Annotated in this window: 22 protein-coding genes; 11 read left to right on the forward strand and 11 right to left on the reverse strand. The window is 56.6% G+C overall.

Translation table 11 applies throughout. The annotated features are described in order from the left end of the window. Nucleotides 1-156: 156 nt before the first annotated feature. Genes GS646_RS13550 through GS646_RS13565 form a run of 4 tightly spaced genes read left to right on the forward strand, consistent with a single transcriptional unit; the run spans nt 157 to nt 4,728 of the window. A complete protein-coding gene (locus GS646_RS13550) occupies nt 157-816 on the forward strand; it encodes an ABC transporter ATP-binding protein (RefSeq protein ID WP_171186339.1) in 660 nt (219 codons plus the stop codon). After that, on the forward strand, nt 794-2,377 hold the full coding sequence (locus tag GS646_RS13555; protein WP_171186341.1) for a capsule biosynthesis protein: 1,584 nt from the start codon (nt 794-796) through the stop codon (nt 2,375-2,377). The genes GS646_RS13550 and GS646_RS13555 overlap by 23 nt, the downstream gene beginning before the upstream one ends. Before the next feature lie 5 nt (nt 2,378-2,382). After that, nucleotides 2,383-3,216 carry a 3-deoxy-8-phosphooctulonate synthase gene (kdsA, locus tag GS646_RS13560; protein WP_171647800.1) on the forward strand — a complete coding sequence of 278 codons (834 nt, stop codon included), beginning with the start codon at nt 2,383-2,385 and terminating at the stop codon, nt 3,214-3,216. Between the two features lie 15 nt (nt 3,217-3,231). Next, on the forward strand, nt 3,232-4,728 hold the full coding sequence (locus GS646_RS13565) for a phosphomannomutase/phosphoglucomutase (RefSeq protein WP_171647798.1): 1,497 nt from the start codon (nt 3,232-3,234) through the stop codon (nt 4,726-4,728). A 41-nt stretch (nt 4,729-4,769) separates the two neighbouring features. Here the strand turns inward: GS646_RS13565 and GS646_RS13570 are convergent, their stop codons facing one another. After that, a complete protein-coding gene (locus GS646_RS13570) occupies nt 4,770-6,725 on the reverse strand; it encodes an AsmA family protein (RefSeq protein WP_171647796.1) in 1,956 nt (651 codons plus the stop codon). Between the two features lie 95 nt (nt 6,726-6,820). On the opposite strand from GS646_RS13570, the gene rimO reads away from it, so the two are divergent. Both rimO and GS646_RS13580 read left to right on the forward strand, forming a co-directional pair. After that, the gene (gene rimO / locus GS646_RS13575; protein ID WP_171647793.1) at nt 6,821-8,209 is read left to right on the forward strand and encodes a 30S ribosomal protein S12 methylthiotransferase RimO; all 1,389 of its coding nucleotides are present in this window, start codon (nt 6,821-6,823) and stop codon (nt 8,207-8,209) included. A gap of 112 nt (nt 8,210-8,321) precedes the next feature. Next, the gene (locus GS646_RS13580) at nt 8,322-8,681 is read left to right on the forward strand and encodes a hypothetical protein (protein ID WP_171186350.1); all 360 of its coding nucleotides are present in this window, start codon (nt 8,322-8,324) and stop codon (nt 8,679-8,681) included. Nucleotides 8,682-8,790: 109 nt separating this feature from the next. On the opposite strand, the gene GS646_RS13585 is transcribed toward GS646_RS13580, so the two are convergent. Continuing rightward, nucleotides 8,791-8,979 (reverse strand): hypothetical protein, encoded by a 189-nt coding sequence (locus GS646_RS13585; RefSeq protein WP_170346096.1) that lies wholly within the window; start codon nt 8,977-8,979, stop codon nt 8,791-8,793. 229 nt (nt 8,980-9,208) lie between these two features. On the opposite strand from GS646_RS13585, the gene GS646_RS13590 reads away from it, so the two are divergent. Next, nucleotides 9,209-9,451: a CDGSH iron-sulfur domain-containing protein gene (locus GS646_RS13590; protein ID WP_171091611.1), complete on the forward strand. Its 243-nt coding sequence runs from the start codon at nt 9,209-9,211 to the stop codon at nt 9,449-9,451. Here the strand turns inward: GS646_RS13590 and GS646_RS13595 are convergent, their stop codons facing one another. The 5 genes from GS646_RS13595 to GS646_RS13615 all read right to left on the reverse strand — a co-directional run bounded on the left by GS646_RS13595 (nt 9,452) and on the right by GS646_RS13615 (nt 11,390). Further along, entirely contained in the window at nt 9,452-9,712 is a 261-nt protein-coding gene (locus GS646_RS13595; RefSeq protein ID WP_171091612.1) for a DUF6455 family protein, read from the reverse strand. After that, nucleotides 9,712-9,981 carry a DUF6455 family protein gene (locus GS646_RS13600; RefSeq protein WP_171091614.1) on the reverse strand — a complete coding sequence of 90 codons (270 nt, stop codon included), beginning with the start codon at nt 9,979-9,981 and terminating at the stop codon, nt 9,712-9,714. The genes GS646_RS13595 and GS646_RS13600 overlap by 1 nt, the downstream gene beginning before the upstream one ends. A gap of 14 nt (nt 9,982-9,995) precedes the next feature. Continuing rightward, a complete protein-coding gene (locus GS646_RS13605) occupies nt 9,996-10,247 on the reverse strand; it encodes a DUF6455 family protein (RefSeq protein ID WP_171092012.1) in 252 nt (83 codons plus the stop codon). A gap of 70 nt (nt 10,248-10,317) precedes the next feature. Continuing rightward, on the reverse strand, nt 10,318-10,686 hold the full coding sequence (locus tag GS646_RS13610; protein WP_171647791.1) for a YigZ family protein: 369 nt from the start codon (nt 10,684-10,686) through the stop codon (nt 10,318-10,320). Beyond that, complete coding sequence (locus GS646_RS13615) at nt 10,683-11,390, reverse strand: M48 family metallopeptidase (RefSeq protein WP_171186354.1); 708 nt, start codon at nt 11,388-11,390, stop codon at nt 10,683-10,685. The genes GS646_RS13610 and GS646_RS13615 overlap by 4 nt, the downstream gene beginning before the upstream one ends. A 121-nt stretch (nt 11,391-11,511) precedes the next feature. Here GS646_RS13615 and GS646_RS13620 point away from each other — a divergent pair, with 121 nt between their 5' ends. Then, nucleotides 11,512-11,760, forward strand: a complete 249-nt coding sequence (locus GS646_RS13620) for a hypothetical protein (RefSeq protein ID WP_050604775.1) — start codon at nt 11,512-11,514, stop codon at nt 11,758-11,760. Here the strand turns inward: GS646_RS13620 and GS646_RS13625 are convergent. Continuing rightward, the gene (locus GS646_RS13625) at nt 11,748-12,023 is read right to left on the reverse strand and encodes a DUF167 domain-containing protein (protein ID WP_171647789.1); all 276 of its coding nucleotides are present in this window, start codon (nt 12,021-12,023) and stop codon (nt 11,748-11,750) included. The two genes, GS646_RS13620 and GS646_RS13625, sit on opposite strands and share 13 nt — an antisense overlap. Nucleotides 12,024-12,158: 135 nt before the next feature. Between GS646_RS13625 and GS646_RS13630 the strand changes: the two genes are divergently transcribed. Together GS646_RS13630 and GS646_RS13635 are read left to right on the forward strand one after the other, a co-directional pair. Continuing rightward, on the forward strand, nt 12,159-12,737 hold the full coding sequence (locus GS646_RS13630; RefSeq protein ID WP_171186358.1) for a nitroreductase family protein: 579 nt from the start codon (nt 12,159-12,161) through the stop codon (nt 12,735-12,737). Further along, nucleotides 12,734-13,432 (forward strand): EI24 domain-containing protein, encoded by a 699-nt coding sequence (locus GS646_RS13635; protein ID WP_171186360.1) that lies wholly within the window; start codon nt 12,734-12,736, stop codon nt 13,430-13,432. Before GS646_RS13630 ends, GS646_RS13635 begins: the two co-directional genes overlap by 4 nt. A gap of 7 nt (nt 13,433-13,439) precedes the next feature. Here GS646_RS13635 and GS646_RS13640 read toward each other — a convergent pair whose 3' ends face one another. Beyond that, entirely contained in the window at nt 13,440-13,712 is a 273-nt protein-coding gene (locus tag GS646_RS13640) for a DUF1467 family protein (protein ID WP_171091626.1), read from the reverse strand. Nucleotides 13,713-13,736: 24 nt separating this feature from the next. After that, nucleotides 13,737-14,141, reverse strand: a complete 405-nt coding sequence (gene mce, locus GS646_RS13645) for a methylmalonyl-CoA epimerase (RefSeq protein ID WP_170384716.1) — start codon at nt 14,139-14,141, stop codon at nt 13,737-13,739. Nucleotides 14,142-14,277: 136 nt separating this feature from the next. On the opposite strand from mce, the gene GS646_RS13650 reads away from it, so the two are divergent. Further along, on the forward strand, nt 14,278-14,997 hold the full coding sequence (locus GS646_RS13650) for a response regulator (protein ID WP_171186361.1): 720 nt from the start codon (nt 14,278-14,280) through the stop codon (nt 14,995-14,997). Between the two features lie 180 nt (nt 14,998-15,177). On the opposite strand, the gene aspS is transcribed toward GS646_RS13650, so the two are convergent. Beyond that, a complete protein-coding gene (aspS, locus tag GS646_RS13655) occupies nt 15,178-16,953 on the reverse strand; it encodes an aspartate--tRNA ligase (RefSeq protein ID WP_171186363.1) in 1,776 nt (591 codons plus the stop codon). Between the last annotated feature and the right edge of the window lie 73 nt (nt 16,954-17,026).

Genomic DNA, 17,026 nt, shown 5'->3' on the forward strand with positions numbered 1-17,026 from the left:
CACACCGCCAATCAGGTTGTCACAGGTTTTACCTCAACGCATTGATCATTTGTTTCATAATTCGACATAATGTAGCCAACATGGAACGGTAAAAATAACCTTCTCCGGCCGTCCCAAAGAACGGCAACACAACGGAACACGAGCAGCAGGCCCCGAATGTTAGAGTTCGACAATGTCAGCAAGTCCTTTTGGACCGGAACCCGCCGCAAGGTGATTCTGGATCAGGTCTCGTTCCGGGTCGAGCTGGGCACGTCACTGGGGGTTCTGGCCCCGAACGGCACTGGAAAAACCACGCTAATCAATATGATGGCTGGTTTGGAAAAACCAGACGAGGGCGTGATCCGACGCGAATGTCGCGTCTCTTTCCCCATGGGGTTCACAGGTGGTGTGTCGGGAAAGCTGTCCGCTCTTGAGAATGCGCGCTACATCGCCAAGATCTATGGGATGGACCCGGATTATATCGAAGCCTATTGCAAATGGCTTTGTGGTCTGGGCGAATATTTCGATCAACCGCTGGCGACCTATTCCTCGGGGATGCGTTCCCGGTTCACCTTCGCTTTGATGTTGGCGCTGGATTTCGACATGTATCTGATCGACGAAGGGATGCCCGCATCAACGGATGTCGAGTTCAACGAAAAAGCCGGCTCGATCCTGAAAGAGAGACTGCGCACCACAACTCTGGTCATCGTATCACACAGCCCGTCCGTGTTAGAAAAGTTTGCCCAACAAGCCGCCGTCCTTTTGGACGGGCAATTGTACATGTTTGAATCCTTGGAAGAGGCTAAGCAGTTATATGACTTCGAATCCCAAGGTTAGAAAGTACAACTGGCGCCGCAACCAGCAGGCCGACGGTTCCGCCGAAGCGCGGGCCGACGCAATTTCGCGCATTCGCAACGCAACGCAAGGCCAACCCGCTGCGGATCAGGCGCAGCCAGGAACACAGTTGGACGACATCAAACGTGAAGGTTTGACGGGACGCCAATTGCGTATTGCGCGACGGTTGGCGCAGAAACATGGGCTGGCTGCGACCTCGGATTATGATGCGGTGCGTTTGTTGCGTCAAAAGGGCATTGACCCGTTCCAGCGCACCAATCTTCTGGATCTTGCTGCCGCCAGGCCCTCGGCCAACGACGAAGAGAACAACACCAAGGACAAGGTCAGTATCAAACTTCCGCAGGCTGTGGGTGCGAAAAAGTCCAATTTACCAGGACCCGAGCTGAGCCCTGCTGAACGACGCAACCTTGAGATCGGGGAAATCCAGAAAGACATTGCACGCAGACGCAGGCGCAAACTGTTTGCCTTGTTTGCGCGGCTGGCCGTTTTTGTGTTTCTGCCGACCTTTATCGTGGGTTTCTATTTCTACCGCATCGCCACCCCGATGTATGCCAGCGATTCAGAGTTTTTGATCCTGCAGGCAGACGGTGGACCGGGCAGTGTTGGCGGTTTGCTGGCGGGAACTCAGTTTGCCACAACGCAGGACTCGATCTCCGTGCAGTCCTTTCTAGAATCGAAAGAGGCGCTGCTGTTGCTGGATCAGGATGCAGGATTTTCGGACGTCTTCAAACAGGACTGGATCGACCCGGTTCAAAGGCTGGCCGCCGATGCGTCACTTGAGGACGCGTACAAACTGTTCAACCGGATGATCACCATCGGCTACGATCCAACCGAAGGGGTTATTCGGATGGAGGTCGCGGCCCCGGATCCACAGACCTCGACCGAGTTCTCGGAGCGTCTGATCTCGTACGCCGAAAACAGGGTGAACGCGCTTTCCGGTAAAAAACGTGAAGACCAGATGCGTGATGCGGTTGAAAGCTTTGAGGCGGCTCAAGAGGCGCGCAAACAGGCGCAGGAAGAGCTGATTGAACTTCAGTTGCAGGGCGCTGTGCTGGATCCGGAAAACGTAATCGCCAGCCTGCGAAGTCGCATCAACGAGATCGAGATACTGGTTCAGGACAAAGAGCTGGAGCTAGCGGCTTTGCAGGACAATCTGCGTCCGAACAAAGCCAAAGTAGATGGTGTTCAGGCTGACATCGCCCGGCTGGAAAAGGTGCTGGAAGATTTGAATGCCCAAATGCAGGACGCATCTGCCGGCGAAAATTCGCTGGCCCGGCTAAGCGTGCGCATACAAATTGCCCAGGCCGATCTGGCGGCTCGGGATATGATGCTGCAAACGGCAATGCAGCAAATGGAAACAACCCGGTCCGAGGCCAACCGGCAGGTTCGGTATCTGACTGTTTCGGTGAACCCTATTCCCAGTCAGGAACCCAGCTATCCGCGCAAGTTTGAAAATACGATTTTGGCATTCCTGTTATTTGCTGGTATCTACCTCATGATCTCGCTTACTGCGTCGGTCCTTCGTGAACAGGTATCCTCATAAGACCCATGAAACATGTAAAAATCTCCGACCTGACGGTCGGCAACGACCTTCCGCTGACTGTCATCGCTGGCCCCTGCCAGCTGGAAACAGCAGACCATGCGCAAATGATTGCGGGCAAGATGAAAGAAGCCTGCGACGCAGCCGGTGCGCAATATGTGTTCAAGGCGTCTTACGACAAAGCGAACCGGACATCGCTGTCGGGCAAGCGTGGCATGGGAATCGATGCGGGCCTGCAGGTTCTGGATGACATTCGCAAAACGATGGGCATCCCGGTCCTGACCGATGTCCATACCGAGGCACACTGCGCCCTCGCAGCCGAAGCTGTGGATGTTCTGCAAATCCCTGCCTTTCTGTGCCGACAGACAGACATGCTGCTGGCCGCTGGCAATACCGGCAAGGCCGTCAACGTCAAGAAAGGTCAATTCCTGGCCCCATGGGAAATGACAAATATCGTCGACAAGGTTGAAAGCACTGGAAACCAGAACATCCTGCTGACCGAACGTGGCACATCTTTTGGATACAACACTTTGGTCGCTGACATGCGCGGCCTGCCCCAAATGGCAAAAACCGGCTATCCGGTCGTTATGGATGCGACCCATTCAGTCCAGCAACCCGGTGGCAAAGGTGGTTCGTCCGGCGGACAGCGCGAGTTCGCGCCCGTGATGGCCCGGGCGGCTGTTTCATTGGGAATTGGCGCAGTTTTTATTGAAACGCATCAAGAACCTGACAAAGCGCCTTCTGACGGCCCGAACATGATCCCATTGGACCAAATGCCCCAACTTGTTGACACATTGATGCGTTTTGATGCGCTTGCCAAAGCGAATCCTATTCAAATTTAACGATTGAGACTTGTTATGACCAAACCCCTCCCCGAGGTGACACCCAACACCTGGAGTTTTCTGCGCGACGCGATGATCAAGCCCACCGGGTTTCGCGAGTATGACGCGCGCTGGAAATACCCCGAAGAGATCAACCTGCCCGGCATGACCGCGCTTGGACTGGGTCTGGGCACCCAGATGCGCAGACGTGGGATTGAACCCGTGATCGCCGTTGGCAACGACTACCGCGATTATTCGCTGGCCATCAAAAACGCGTTGATCCTTGGTCTGATGCAGGCCGGTATCCGCGTGAAAGATATTGGCCCCGCGCTCAGCCCTATGGCTTATTTCGCGCAGTTTCATCTGGATGTGCCTGCTGTTGCGATGGTCACGGCCAGCCACAACCCCAATGGCTGGACCGGCGTGAAAATGGGCTTTGATCGCCCACTGACCCACGGCCCGGACGAGATGTCGGAGTTGCGTGACATCGTGCTGAACGGTGAAGGTCAACAGCACGAAGGCGGATCATGCGAATTCGTCGAAGGCGTGAAGGAAGCTTACATCGATGACCTCGTCGGTGATTTCAAAATGTCCCGCCCGCTGAAGGTGGTCTGTGCCACTGGCAATGGCACTGCCTCAGCCTTTGCGCCCGAGATTTTCGAGCGGATCGGGGTCGAGGTCGTGCCCAGCCACAACCGGCTGGATTATAGCTTCCCAAACTACAACCCGAACCCCGAAGCGATGGAGATGTTGCATGACATGTCCGCCACGGTGAAATCCAGCGGCGCTGATCTGGCGCTTGGATTTGACGGGGACGGCGACCGCTGCGGCGTGGTTGATGACGAAGGCGAAGAGATTTTCGCCGACAAGGTGGGCGTGATCATGGCCCGTGATCTGGCCAAGCTGTATCCCGGATCAACTTTTGTCGCGGATGTGAAATCCACCGGCTTGTTTGCCAGTGATCCCGAATTGCAGGCATTGGACGTCAAGGCGGATTACTGGAAGACTGGCCATAGCCACATGAAACGGCGCGTTAAGGAAATTGGCGCTTTGGCCGGGTTCGAAAAGTCTGGCCACTACTTCCTGGCCGAGCCTGTGGGTCGTGGATATGACTGCGGAATGCGCGTGGCGGTCGAGATCTGCAAACTTATGGACCGCAACCCGGATCAAAGCATGTCGGACCTGCGCAAGGCGCTGCCCAAGACCTGGTCGACCCCAACCATGTCACCTTACGCCGCAGATACCGAGAAGTACGATATCCTTCAGCGCTTGGTCGACAAGCTGGTCGCCAAAGGCGATGCGGGCGAAACCTTTGCTGGGCGCGCAATCAAAGAGGTTGTCACCGTCAACGGCGCGCGAGTCATTCTGGACAACGGCAGTTGGGGGCTGGTTCGGGCCTCGTCCAACACCCCTAATCTGGTGGTTGTGTGCGAGAGCAGCGAAAGCGAAGCTGAAATGCGCGCGATCTTTGCCGACATCGATGCTGTGATCCGCACTGAACCTGGTGTTGGCGACTACGACCAGACCATCTGACCGTAAAGGCTTGGGGCGTGTCCTCGCCCCAAGCGCCGCACTCAGTTGCCGCCGAACAGCTTGAGCAGACCTTTTTTTGCCTCGTCTTCCAGCTTTTTCTTCAGCGCATCTTCGATCTGGTCGCTGTCGGTGATGGTCGTATCCAGCTCGTTCCCGACCTTCTCAAAAACCTTCTGCTTGGCGTCGTCTTCCAGCTCCTTGACCTTCACGTCAGCTGCCGCCTCGATGACTTTGGTCAGATCCGGCTTGATCGACGGATTGCTCCACGGGCCGACGATGCGCACCGGAACAGATATGCCCTTACCGGAGTTGGCCCGCAGCGCCACGGGTGTGAAGAGATAGTCAATATCGCGCGCGCCTAGTCCCACGGTTCCCGTGCCATCCGCACGGAAGTTTTCCAGCGACATGAGCAGATCATTGTTGGTCAGCACGCCCTGATCCATGGTGAAGCTGCCGGTCAGGCTGTTGAATACGGTCGTTCCACCCGATCCGGTCCCTCGCCCCATCAGGCGATCCAGATCGAAACCGGAAATCACTCCTGACCCGACATCCAGGTTTCCCTTGCCGCTGAGCGAACGCATGATTTGATCCTCAGACTGGCCAACGCCCAGAAACTCCAGACTGCCCGCAGCCATGCCCGACAAGCGTTCAACACCGGCCATCGTGGTCAACGCCTGTTTCAGATCGATACCGCTGGCCGAGATTTTGCCGCCGACAGACAGGCCATTGCGATTGTTGGCGACCACCTGCCCGTTCAACTGACCTGCAAACAGCGTGGCCGGATGCATTTCCAGAACCGCCCGAGAGCGATCCAGAGACAAGGTCAGATCGCTTTTGCCAAATTCCATTCCCGGCACAGCGATCGAGTTTGCCGTCAGGCGGATTTTACCGTTCGCCAGTGCCAGAGCGGAGGCGTCACTTGGGTCTTGCGACCACCCGTCTACTGCTGAGGTACTCGGCTGAGATACACCGCTCGGCGCTGCACCTGATTCTGAGATTCGCGAAAGATCCAGATCACCCGCATCCAACCTGGCTACGATCTGTGGTGGGTCCGAAATGGTAATATCTGCCTCACCCAGAAATCGGTTGTCATCCAGTTGCGCGGTCATATCCCGTAACGATATGCGCCCGTCCTGCGTATAGGTCATATGGGCGGCGATGTTGGCCTTTTTACCCAAACCCGGCGGGATATGCACACCGGCCTGACCAAAAGCTGCAAACATCTTTTCGCTGTCCCGAGCCTCGACCCTTGTTGTACCGTCCATTTCACCGGCCAGATTGACACGTCCATCGAAACCGATCTCACCCCCTGGCGCAGCCAAAGACAGTTCCAGCGCCGTGACGTCGCCATTGGAAAAGGCCGGCAGGTCCGGGATTTTCAAGTCAACTTCAACGGCTCCGCCAGGCACAGCCATTGTGGCTTGCATGATCATGGGAGATGTGACCTCGGGCCAGCTTGCGGCCAGTGTCACACCAGAAAAATCCATCTGTGTGATACCATTCTCGACGAAAATCAGCTGCGCGTTTGTCAGCTCTAGTTGGTCCAGGGTGACCTCACCCGTTGTTTCCGCAGGCACAGCGGCCCCAGAGGTTTCGGCAGGTTGGGTAGAACTCGGGGCGCCAAATTGCCAGTTCGCCCGCCCCTGTGATTGCTCCAGACGCAATATCGGGTTTTCAGCAAACACGCGTTTGATACGCAGATCTCCATTCCACAGCGCAGCAGCGTCCACACCGACGGCAAGACTGTCTGCACTCAGCATTGGCTGGGACGCTGCCCAGCTAGCATTGCCAAAACGTACCGGGCCGGTTTCCATTCCCAGCACGGGCCAGAAGGACAAGCGTACGTCCCCGCTCAATGTCAAATCACGCCCGGTTTGCGCCTTCACCTGCTCGGCCAGAATCGCGCCCAGCTTGTCCCCGGGCATCAGCAAAAGCGCGCCAATGACGAGCCCGGCAACAGCCACAACAACAAATAGAATGCGCATCAGCCACTTCATGATCTGCTCTCCGCCTTTTGGCTTATCTTTGCCGTGATCATTCAAATCACACGTCACATTTGCAAGGGGAAGCGTTCCCCACTATATGCCGCGCCATGACAACGAACCCGCCAAACCTCCGCCCCGACCTAGCGCCCGCCGCCCGGATCACCGAGTCGCCCCGTTCCGACCAGCCGACCATCGGCATGGTGTCGCTGGGTTGCCCCAAGGCGTTGGTCGACAGTGAACGCATTCTCACCCGGCTTCGCGCTGAAGGATACGGCATTTCGCCCGATTATGCCGGGGCCGATGCCGTCATTGTGAACACCTGCGGATTTCTGGACAGCGCCAAGGCGGAATCGCTGGACGCAATCGGAGAGGCACTGGTTGAAAACGGCAAGGTCATTGTAACCGGCTGTCTGGGGGCGGAACCGGATTACATCCGGGAACATCACCCCCGCATCATGGCCGTCACCGGACCGCATCAGTATGAACAGGTTTTGGATGCGGTGCACGTCGCCGTGCCGCCCTCACCCGATCCGTTTGTCGATCTGCTGCCTGCCAGCAGCGTGCAATTGACCCCGCGCCATTACAGCTATCTGAAGATCTCGGAAGGCTGTAATCACAAGTGCAAGTTCTGCATCATCCCAGATATGCGCGGGAAACTGGCCAGCCGCCCGGCCCATGCGGTTCTGCGTGAGGCTGAAAAGCTGGTCGATAACGGCGTGCGCGAGCTGCTGGTGATCTCGCAGGACACGTCGGCCTATGGGCTGGACCGGAAATATGATGTGAACCCGTGGAAAGACCGCGACGTGCGCAGCCATATCACCGATCTGGCGCGGGAGCTGGGACAGTTGGAGGCGTGGGTGCGCCTGCATTATGTTTACCCCTACCCGCATGTACGCGAGTTGATCCCACTGATGGCGGATGCGGGCTGCAATGTGCTGCCCTATCTGGATATTCCTTTCCAGCACGCGCACCCCGACGTTTTGAAACGTATGGCCCGCCCGGCCGCCGCAGCCAAAACACTGGACGAAATCCGGGCCTGGCGTGACATCTGCCCGGACATCACCCTGCGATCGACCTTTATTGTCGGTTATCCGGGAGAGACCGAGGCCGAGTTCCAAACTTTGCTGGACTGGATGGACGAAGCGCAGCTGGATCGCGTCGGCTGCTTTCAGTACGAAAACGTGGATGGCGCGCGGTCGAACGACCTGCCCGATCACGTCCCGGCCGAGGTCAAGCAAGAGCGCTGGGATCGCTTCATGGAAAAGGCCCAAGCGATTTCCGAAGCCAAACTGGCGGCAAAAGTCGGCCAGACCTTGCAGGTCATCGTGGATGAGGTCGATGACGAAGCCGCCACCTGCCGCACCAAAGCGGACGCGCCCGAGATTGACGGCAACCTGTTCATTGATGAAGGGTTCGAAGCACTTAATCCTGGCGACATCGTAACGGTTGAGGTGGACGAGGCCGGAGAATACGATCTTTGGGGTAAGCTCGCTTAGAACTGTTCCGCCTGCCTGTTTCACCACAGATGGGCAAAGCGTGAAGCGAGTTTATTGGTCCAACGCACCTAAAGACGCGATCTTAGACTGAAATCCATACACGGAGGGTTTCATGTCTGGAAAGGTCAAAATCGGCCTGAACAGCGTGGTGTTCCTGATTGCCACGTTATGTCTAGCAGTGCCCTCTTCCGCGCAAACGGCGACGGGCGGCCCAAACGGGTTGATCGCGGTCAGCGATAAGCAGCTTAGCTTTCTCAAGACCGGCCACCTCAAGATCAAGCGCTATTATCTTGCGCCAAAATCCAAAGCACATGTCAAACAGCCGAAGGTGCACCACAAAAAGCACCACAAAACTTATCGCTTTTACCCACCGAAACGGCGCGTGATCGGTCGTGTGCCCTACGGGCAAATCAAACGGCATAAGTTCAACTCATTGAGGTTCAAGCACAAATACGGCTTCAGGAAATATTGAACCGCTGAACGGCACACACTGACTACCTGCAATAAAAAAACCGCCTCAAAGGCGGCCATCTATCGAGCAATGGTACAGGCGGCCCCATCCAGGACCGCCTGCAAAAAGCTTACTGAGTAACCGGGTTACAGACAGTCTGGCCTGCTTCGGTTGTCGCCAGCTCATAGCCGCCCGGACAGCTGGGTGTGCCGGCTTTGTCATAGCTGGGCTGTACATAAACAGGTGTCGGTTCTTCCTGCTGCGCGCAAGCAGTCAGAATCAGGGCAAATGCGCCAACGGCAGCGAGTTTCAGTTTCATGTCCGTCAATCCTCTATTACTTTTCTGATATTGCCCAACTTTTCGGGGCCACATCCAGAATACGGGCTGAGCTTCGATCTGGCAACTGAATCGATCACGTCTTTGTGAGTCAAAGCGATTCCATGCCGGTTTTAGCTTTGGGAAAGGGCATTTACCGCTTCGAAGCTACCTTTTTGGCAGTACTGCTCTACACTGTTGTCACGACATCAGCCAAAGACGGAGAAGCCACATGTCAGACGCGCCAAACATTGCCCAAAAATCGCCGATTCCGGTCGAGGTTGTCGAAGGGAAGACCTATTTTTGGTGCTCATGTGGAAAATCTGCGCGACAGCCGTTTTGCGACGGGTCCCACAAAGACAGCGCATTTGAACCAATAAAATATACGGCAGATGCCAGTAAAAAAGTATTTTTCTGCGCTTGCAAACATAGCGCAAAGCAACCGCTATGCGATGGCAGCCATAGTAAATTGTGATCAGGTCTTCAGACCATTCAGGGTCTCGGCATTTGCGCAAAAATCCGGGGCCTTTTCGACCAATGCCTGTTGATCAGCCAGCCACAAAGCGCATTGGCCGTCACAACTTGAAGCCCGACACCGTGTGACCAATTCTGCATAGCCCTCTGGTGTCAAACGACCGTCCGCCATCACCTCGGTCAATGAAATGCCCATACATCGCGAGACAGACCGCGTTAGCCAGAAATGCTTTTCAATTTCGCCCAGCGGGACCTGTGCCATCACACGTTCTCCAGCTGTTGCGCCTTAAGTGCCGCGAATCGCTCTCGGTTGGGGCAGCTGCTTGGCGCTTCATCGATCTGGCCCCTCTGCTCCAGCCATTCCGGGCAGTCATGAGCCCAGGCGCAACCCCGGCATTGTTGTACGATCTCGGCCCATTCTTCGTGATTCAAATGACCTTTGCGGTATGCCCCGGCCAGATCAGTGCCGGTGGCTTGCCCCATTCGCAGCACAAGCCGCAAATGGGTCATGATGTTGCCTAGACGTGGCATGGCAAACCTTTAGGTTAAGGCATTAATTTATGGAGTAATTCCTGGTTCCGGCAATACTCAGGCGCCCGCTGTGCGGTTGCCGCCTGGCTCAACATAGCCTGACAATGCTGTGGGTTCGGGCAGTCGGTGCACCGTAGAACTGCCTCGGAAATCTGATCCACTGAAACCGAACCGCCAATGGCCGCTTCTTCAAGATCAATGTCCAGCATGCTGGCCATATCGTCCACCAAACCGGCGTGCAGTCGCAGGGTCTCTCGGGTGGGCATAGTGTTTTCCTTTCCCTTTCGCGCTTTGGCAAAAAGGTAGCGAATTTGCACCTTCAAACATTGACACAGGTCAAGATTGGACGCCGATGTGATCCAGATAGGCGCGGGTCGCATCCTGAACCCTGCGAAACCGGTCGCCGCCCAGTTTCTTGCCGCCATACCAACGGGTGACAATGATCACATGGTTCTTCAATTCCGCCCGTTCGATCATGCGCAGGATCACCATACCCGCCCCGCTTTCCCCATCATCCGCCTTAAGCGCGCCGGTCGGCAGAGTCGCGGCCCACGTGTTGTGGGTCGCCTTGGCATAGGTTTTGTCCGATTTCAGATCATTCAGAACACTGTCGATCTCGGCCCGCGAAGCAACTGCCGCCCCGGATACCGCATATTTCGAACCGCGGTCTGTCAGGATCACCCCAAGACGCACAAGGCCGCTCACTGTGTCAAACCCAACTGTGCTGCGGTTTCAAGCACGATCTGAACGCGCTGCTCATTGGGCGGGTGGGTTCCCAGAAACTTGTCGCCAGGATCCGGAATCCGCTCAAAAAACTTCGCCCCAACCAACGGGTTGTATCCAGCATTGTAGGTGATGATCGTACCCAACTGGTCTGCCTCCAGCTCGAAATCCTTCAGGTAAGCCTGAACACCAACCTTGGCCCCCAGCTTTTGCGCCTCTTCTATGGCGGCTGCATCACCGCCGCGCAACTGTTCTCGCCTGCCGAATTCTGCGGCGCTGGCGCTGGCGTTTTCACTTTGCCGGGCAATGTGCCTCAACACATGATGGGCCGCTTCATGACCCATGACAAAGGCAAGCTCATCCGCGTTTTGCGCGGACCGGATCATAGACCGCGTGAAAACAATCACCGGCTGCCCGTTTTCGTCCAAAGTCTGATACGCGTTTGCCGGTGCTCGCGGGTTTAGATCAACCAGGATCCTGAACTCACAATTCTGGCGTCTGGGTTGTTTAAGACATTGTTTTCGTGCTTCCGCACCAACAGCCTGGCTAACCTGCTGAAAGGTCTGCGCCGTCGGTTCGGCACCCGACGCATCACCCAGCCAGTCCTCGGGCGATTGTACACTGAAGACACCTTGTGCACAGGCCGACAACAGCAGGAACAGCGGTAAAACAAAGCATCTGCGCATGTTACATCCTTTGGGCCAATCGGGCCGCCATTTCAACATAGTACGCCCCGTCAGCTGATGCCACCGCGCCGCTGGCAAGGAACGGCTTGCATTGCGTCTCGGCGACTTGCACTGTGGACACATGTTTTCGATTGAGCATGAATTCGACTCGACGGTCATTACGCTTGTGGACGAAGGTGAAAAACCTTTGCAGGAAGATGTCGTGATCAACAATTTCGCCGAATGCGTTACGCTAGAGCAGCTGGATCCACGCACAGAACAGGTTCAGAAGATCACGCTGTCGCCGGAACAGGTACGCGATCTGGCTGCCGCGCTGGACCTGCCCGAAGGCGTTTATCAGATACGGGAAACCGGACCTCAGGGGTCATAGAGAAACACCTTGTTTCGCGCGGTCTGCCCCTGTTTCAGCGTCAGCGTCGAAGGGGCAACTCCAAGACACTTGGCGAGCAAACTCAGAACTGCATGATTGGCCTTACCGTTCTGGGGCGGGGCCGTGACAAACATTTTGATCTGATCTTTTTCACAGATCACTCGATCCCGCGCTGCCTTGGGCGTCACCTTGACGCTGAATACCCTCCCGGGCGTTGCCAGCGCGTTGAGATCGGGCAGATCACGCAGTTTGGATTTCGCCATTGTCACCCCTTTTTCTTCAAAACCTTGCATGACAGGCGTCGGAATGAAAATGATCCACGCAATGCATCGGCACACCCTTGAATCGGGCGGGTTGCCAACCAAGATACAGAGTCGTGATGTAAAGGAAGTTAACATATGTCCCTGAAAAGCCCCGCCGCTCTGGAGTTTTTACTGTCGCGCCGGTCCCGCCCCGCCAAGACATTGATTGCTCCGGCCCCAACACGGGACGAATTGCTGCCCTTGCTCACCGCTGCTGCACGCAGCCCCGATCATGGCAAGTTAGAGCCTTGGCGCTTCATCGTTTTGGAAAAGGGTGCCATGCCGCGTTTGGCAGATTTGACCGAAGCATGTGGTCAAAAGCTGGGGAAAAGCCCCGAGGACATCGCCAAAGCGCGCAGCCAGTTCGACATGGGGCACTTGGCGGTTGCGGTGATCGAAGTGCAAAAACCGTCCGAAAAGATCCCCGCAATTGAGCAAACCTATTCTGCCGGAGCTGTCTGTCTGGCCCTGCTGAATGCTGCGCTGGCGGCAGGATGGGGCGCAAACTGGCTATCGGGCTGGCAAACCCATGACCGCGACTTCTGCACCCAGGCGCTTGGACTGGCAGACAACGAAAGCGTGGCCGGGTTGATCCATATCGCGACCGAAGGATCGGCCCCGCCCGAGCGCCCCCGACCTGATGTGGCGACCTTGACGGAATGGCTCAGCGAATGACAATCCTGAACGCCTTTTTCAACGCACTTGGCCAGATCGGAGACCCAAAATTCCGGGGGGTCTTATTACGGGGTGTCGGATTGACGATCCTGCTCCTGATCGCTGCCAGTGCCGGGGCAATCTGGTTGATCAACTGGTTGTCAGGCAGTGAGATTTCCCTGCCCTTCATCGGTGCTGTCCCCTGGCTGAATGACGTTCTGAACTATTCCGGAATCGTGCTGGTCCTGATATTGCCGGTTTTCCTGATGGTGCCTGTGGCCTCGGCCATCACGTCGATCTTTCTGGATGAAGTGGCCCAGGCAGTTGAGGACAAGCATTTTCCAACCTTGCCACCCGCGCGGCGCATCCCAGTGTCCGAAGCACTTATGGACGGTCTCAGCTTTCTTGGCGTGCTGATTGTCGCCAACCTGCTGGCGTTCATTCTCTATGCGATTTTCACCCCGCTGGCGCCCTTTATCTTCTGGGCGATGAACGGTTTCTTGCTGGGGCGGGAATATTTTACGTTGGCAGCCATGCGCCGGGTCGGGCGTGACGGCGCGCGAAAGTTGCGCGCCAAGCATTCAACAATGATCTGGGTGGCGGGTACCTTGATGGCAGTTCCGCTGTCGGTGCCGCTGGTCAATCTGGCGATTCCAATTATAGGTGCAGCCACGTTCACCCACATTTATCACGCAGTGTCAGGCCCACGGGCCTGACATTAGGTCAGCGGGGTTCCAGCTGGTTCAACCAGTCGAAATCCCGGACCGAGATCAGTCCCGATAAAATAATACCGGCAATGATGGCCCACAAAACCACGGAAATACCGGTCGTGATCCACATCTTTTTCTTCATGTGATGCACTTCCGGGGCACCAGCATGAGTGCCCGGAACGATATCGCCCAGATCGCCTTGTGTTTTAATGCGAACGGGCAGCACGATCAGCAGTGTCAGAAACCAGATGACGGCGAACAGTACAAGTGCGGCAGTGATGGTCATTTCAAGCCCTCCGGCGCTGGGGGGTTATACCTGCTCAAGCTCGACAAGGCAGCCGTTGAAGTCCTTTGGATGCAGGAACAAAACCGGCTTGCCATGAGCCCCGATCTTGGGCTCGCCCGAGCCAAGAACGCGAGCACCGGTTTCCTTCAGATGATCCCGGGCGGCGATAATGTCCTCAACTTCATAGCATACGTGATGAATGCCGCCCGACGGGTTCTTTTCCAGGAAGCCGTTGATCGGGCTGTCATCACCTAACGGATACAGAAGCTCGATTTTAGTGTTGGGCAGTTCAATGAACACAACCGTGACGCCGTGATCCGGTTCGTCCTGCGGTGCACCGACCTTGGCGCCCAGCGCATTGCGATATTGCGCCGAAGCTGCTTCAAGATCCGGCACGGCAATGGCGACGTGGTTCAGACGTCCAATCATATCTCACTCCTGATGTCCTGCGTTTCATGGGTTATGGGGGCTGTAAGGCCAAAGGACAAGTGCGCCAAATCGCGCGTTAACGTCGTGTTAGCCAGAAGTTCCTAGCGTGAGGCATCTGCTGGATAGGAGAGCTGCCATGGACGATTCGGGCCTACTTGCCACCACCACCGTCACGCCCACTGCAACGCGGCCCTTGCTGGGTCAGACCATTTTGGTTGTTGAAGACAGCCGATACGCGTGCGACGCAATCCGACTTATGTGTCTACACAGCGGCGCACGTATTCGCCGCGCGGATTGTCTAAAGTCGGCCCGACGGCACCTGCAGATCTATCGCCCCTCGGTCATATTGATCGATATGGGTCTGCCAGATGGATCCGGGGCCGACCTGATCGCCAAACTGTCCGAGGCAACGCCCCGTATCAGCGTCATCATGGGCCTGTCAGGCGATGATACCAACGAAAGTCAAGCACTGGCTGCCGGGGCGGATGGATTTTTGGCCAAGCCGCTAAAATCAATGTCCTACTTTCAGAAATCCATTCTGGAGCGGTTGCCCGAGGATCGGCGTCCAAGCGGGTTACATGCAATCCGGGACGAGGTCATCCAACCGGACCCGTTGGCCTATCAGGATGACATGGCCCATATCGCTGATTTCCTGACCGGACCCAACGATCAACACACCCTTGATTATGCCGCCCAGTTCCTTCAAGGCGTCGCACGAGAGGCAGGAGATAAACCGCTGACCGAAGCCGCGCGCAAACTGGCTCTGTCACGCGCAAGCGGGGCACCGCTCACAGCACAGGCAGCGCAAGTCGCTGGGATGGTGCAGAACCGATTGGAACGGCGGGAAGCGATTTGAAATGATTACGGCTTATTTCATTACCGCAACACTTCTGTGTGTCTGGGCTTATCGTCAGACGCGCCAGACAGCACGCAGTATTCGGGTCAATCGGGATCATCTGGAAAACCCGCTGGACTGATACGCCGAACGTTTCCTGCCGCCAAATGAAAATCGCCCGCTTAATGCGGGCGATTGTTCTTAGTCCTGAGGGATGATGCGCAGACCAAGCTCCATCAACTGATCCGAAGTTGGATCAGAGGGCGCATCCATCATCAGATCTTCGGCACGCTGGTTCATCGGGAACATCATGACTTCGCGGATATTGGCCTCATCGGCCAACAGCATAACAATCCGGTCGATGCCTGCCGCGCAGCCCCCGTGCGGCGGTGCGCCATAGTGGAAGGCGCTAAACAGAGCGCCGAAGCGGGACTTGACCTCATCCTCGCCATACCCCGCCAGTTCAAAGGCTTTCAGCATGATCTCAGGCTTGTGGTTCCGGATCGCGCCCGAGACCAGCTCATACCCGTTACAGGCCAAGTCATACTGGTATCCGCGCACGTCCAGTGGGTTACCCTGAAGTGCCTCCATGCCACCCTGCGGCATCGAGAACGGGTTGTGCTCGAAATCGATCGCGCCAGTTTCTTCGTCCTGCTCATAAATCGGGAAATCCACGATCCAGGCAAAGGCAAAGCGGTCTTTCTCGGTGAGGTTCAGTTCCGCGCCGATCACGTCGCGGGCCTTGCCAGCGACCTTTTCGAAAGCTTTCGGCTTGCCGCCCAGGAAGAACGCGGCATCGCCCACGCCTAGACCCAGTTGCTGACGGATCGCTTCTGTGCGCTCGGGGCCGATGTTCTTGGCCAGAGGACCAGCAGCTTCCATGCCCTCGCCCTGATCGCGCCAGAAGATATACCCCATCCCCGGCAGACCCTCTTTCTGGGCGAACGCATTCATGCGGTCACAGAATTTGCGGCTGCCGCCGGTTGGTGCGGGGATGGCGCGGATTTCGGTGCCGTCCTGCTCCAACAGTTTTGCGAAGATTGCAAAACCAGACCCGCGGAAGTGGTCCGAGACCACTTGCATTTTGATAGGGTTCCGCAGGTCGGGCTTGTCGGTACCGTACCACAGGGCCGCGTCCTTGTAGGAAATCTGCGGCCACTCCTGATCGACCTTGCGGCCACCGCCGAATTCTTCAAACACGCCGGTCAGAACAGGCTGGATCGTGTCGAACACATCCTGCTGCTCGACAAAGGACATCTCAAGGTCAAGCTGGTAGAAATCAGTGGGCGATCGGTCAGCACGCGGGTCTTCGTCACGGAAACAGGGCGCGATCTGGAAATACTTGTCGAAGCCAGACACCATGATCAGCTGCTTGAACTGCTGAGGCGCTTGCGGCAAAGCGTAGAATTTACCGGGATGCAGGCGCGAGGGCACCAGAAAGTCGCGTGCGCCTTCGGGTGACGACGCTGTGATGATCGGCGTTTGATACTCGCGGAAGCCTTGATCCCACATGCGTTTACGCATGGATGCAACAACGTCCGACCGCAGAGTCATGTTCTGCTGCATCGCTTCGCGGCGCAGGTCCAGATAGCGATAGCGCAGGCGCGTTTCCTCTGGGTATTCCTGATCGCCGAACACCATCAGCGGCAGTTCGTCGGCGGCACCCAACACTTCCAGCTCACGCACATAGACCTCAACCTCGCCGGTCGGCAGCTTCGGGTTCACCAAGTCGGCATCGCGAGCTTTTACAGTGCCATCGATGCGAATACACCACTCGGACCGGACTTTCTCCAACTCGGCAAAAGCAGCACTGTCGCCGTCGCACAGTACCTGCGTCACGCCGAAATGGTCCCGCAGGTCGATAAACAACACGCCACCGTGATCTCGGACCCGATGCACCCAGCCGGACAGGCGGACAGTTTCACCGACATTGGCGGCGGTCAGAGCGGCGCAGGTGTGGCTGCGATAGGCGTGCATGGATCATATCCCTTCGGGCGCAGAATTCGTCGCGCCGATACACCCTGTCAGGCCCGGAAAGTCAAGGCGCGTC

This window comes from Ruegeria sp. HKCCD4315 (assembly GCF_013112245.1).
GTDB lineage: Bacteria > Pseudomonadota > Alphaproteobacteria > Rhodobacterales > Rhodobacteraceae > Ruegeria.

Excerpts from the sequence above, each read along its gene's own strand:
- GS646_RS13580 (WP_171186350.1), top strand. The coding sequence starts at position 8,322 with ATGTCTGGAAAGGTCAAAATCGGCCTGAACAGCGTGGTGTTCCTGATT.
- GS646_RS13630 (WP_171186358.1), top strand. The coding sequence starts at position 12,159 with ATGTCCCTGAAAAGCCCCGCCGCTCTGGAGTTTTTACTGTCGCGCCGG.
- GS646_RS13590 (WP_171091611.1), top strand. The coding sequence starts at position 9,209 with ATGTCAGACGCGCCAAACATTGCCCAAAAATCGCCGATTCCGGTCGAG.
- aspS (WP_171186363.1), bottom strand. The coding sequence starts at position 16,953 with ATGCACGCCTATCGCAGCCACACCTGCGCCGCTCTGACCGCCGCCAAT.
- GS646_RS13635 (WP_171186360.1), top strand. The coding sequence starts at position 12,734 with ATGACAATCCTGAACGCCTTTTTCAACGCACTTGGCCAGATCGGAGAC.
- GS646_RS13600 (WP_171091614.1), bottom strand. The coding sequence starts at position 9,981 with ATGCCACGTCTAGGCAACATCATGACCCATTTGCGGCTTGTGCTGCGA.
- rimO (WP_171647793.1), top strand. The coding sequence starts at position 6,821 with ATGACAACGAACCCGCCAAACCTCCGCCCCGACCTAGCGCCCGCCGCC.
- GS646_RS13605 (WP_171092012.1), bottom strand. The coding sequence starts at position 10,247 with ATGCCCACCCGAGAGACCCTGCGACTGCACGCCGGTTTGGTGGACGAT.
- GS646_RS13565 (WP_171647798.1), top strand. The coding sequence starts at position 3,232 with ATGACCAAACCCCTCCCCGAGGTGACACCCAACACCTGGAGTTTTCTG.
- GS646_RS13595 (WP_171091612.1), bottom strand. The coding sequence starts at position 9,712 with ATGGCACAGGTCCCGCTGGGCGAAATTGAAAAGCATTTCTGGCTAACG.
- GS646_RS13570 (WP_171647796.1), bottom strand. The coding sequence starts at position 6,725 with ATGAAGTGGCTGATGCGCATTCTATTTGTTGTTGTGGCTGTTGCCGGG.
- GS646_RS13620 (WP_050604775.1), top strand. The coding sequence starts at position 11,512 with ATGTTTTCGATTGAGCATGAATTCGACTCGACGGTCATTACGCTTGTG.
- GS646_RS13625 (WP_171647789.1), bottom strand. The coding sequence starts at position 12,023 with ATGGCGAAATCCAAACTGCGTGATCTGCCCGATCTCAACGCGCTGGCA.
- GS646_RS13550 (WP_171186339.1), top strand. The coding sequence starts at position 157 with ATGTTAGAGTTCGACAATGTCAGCAAGTCCTTTTGGACCGGAACCCGC.
- GS646_RS13650 (WP_171186361.1), top strand. The coding sequence starts at position 14,278 with ATGGACGATTCGGGCCTACTTGCCACCACCACCGTCACGCCCACTGCA.
- GS646_RS13640 (WP_171091626.1), bottom strand. The coding sequence starts at position 13,712 with ATGACCATCACTGCCGCACTTGTACTGTTCGCCGTCATCTGGTTTCTG.
- GS646_RS13555 (WP_171186341.1), top strand. The coding sequence starts at position 794 with ATGACTTCGAATCCCAAGGTTAGAAAGTACAACTGGCGCCGCAACCAG.
- GS646_RS13585 (WP_170346096.1), bottom strand. The coding sequence starts at position 8,979 with ATGAAACTGAAACTCGCTGCCGTTGGCGCATTTGCCCTGATTCTGACT.
- mce (WP_170384716.1), bottom strand. The coding sequence starts at position 14,141 with ATGATTGGACGTCTGAACCACGTCGCCATTGCCGTGCCGGATCTTGAA.
- GS646_RS13615 (WP_171186354.1), bottom strand. The coding sequence starts at position 11,390 with ATGCGCAGATGCTTTGTTTTACCGCTGTTCCTGCTGTTGTCGGCCTGT.
- kdsA (WP_171647800.1), top strand. The coding sequence starts at position 2,383 with ATGAAACATGTAAAAATCTCCGACCTGACGGTCGGCAACGACCTTCCG.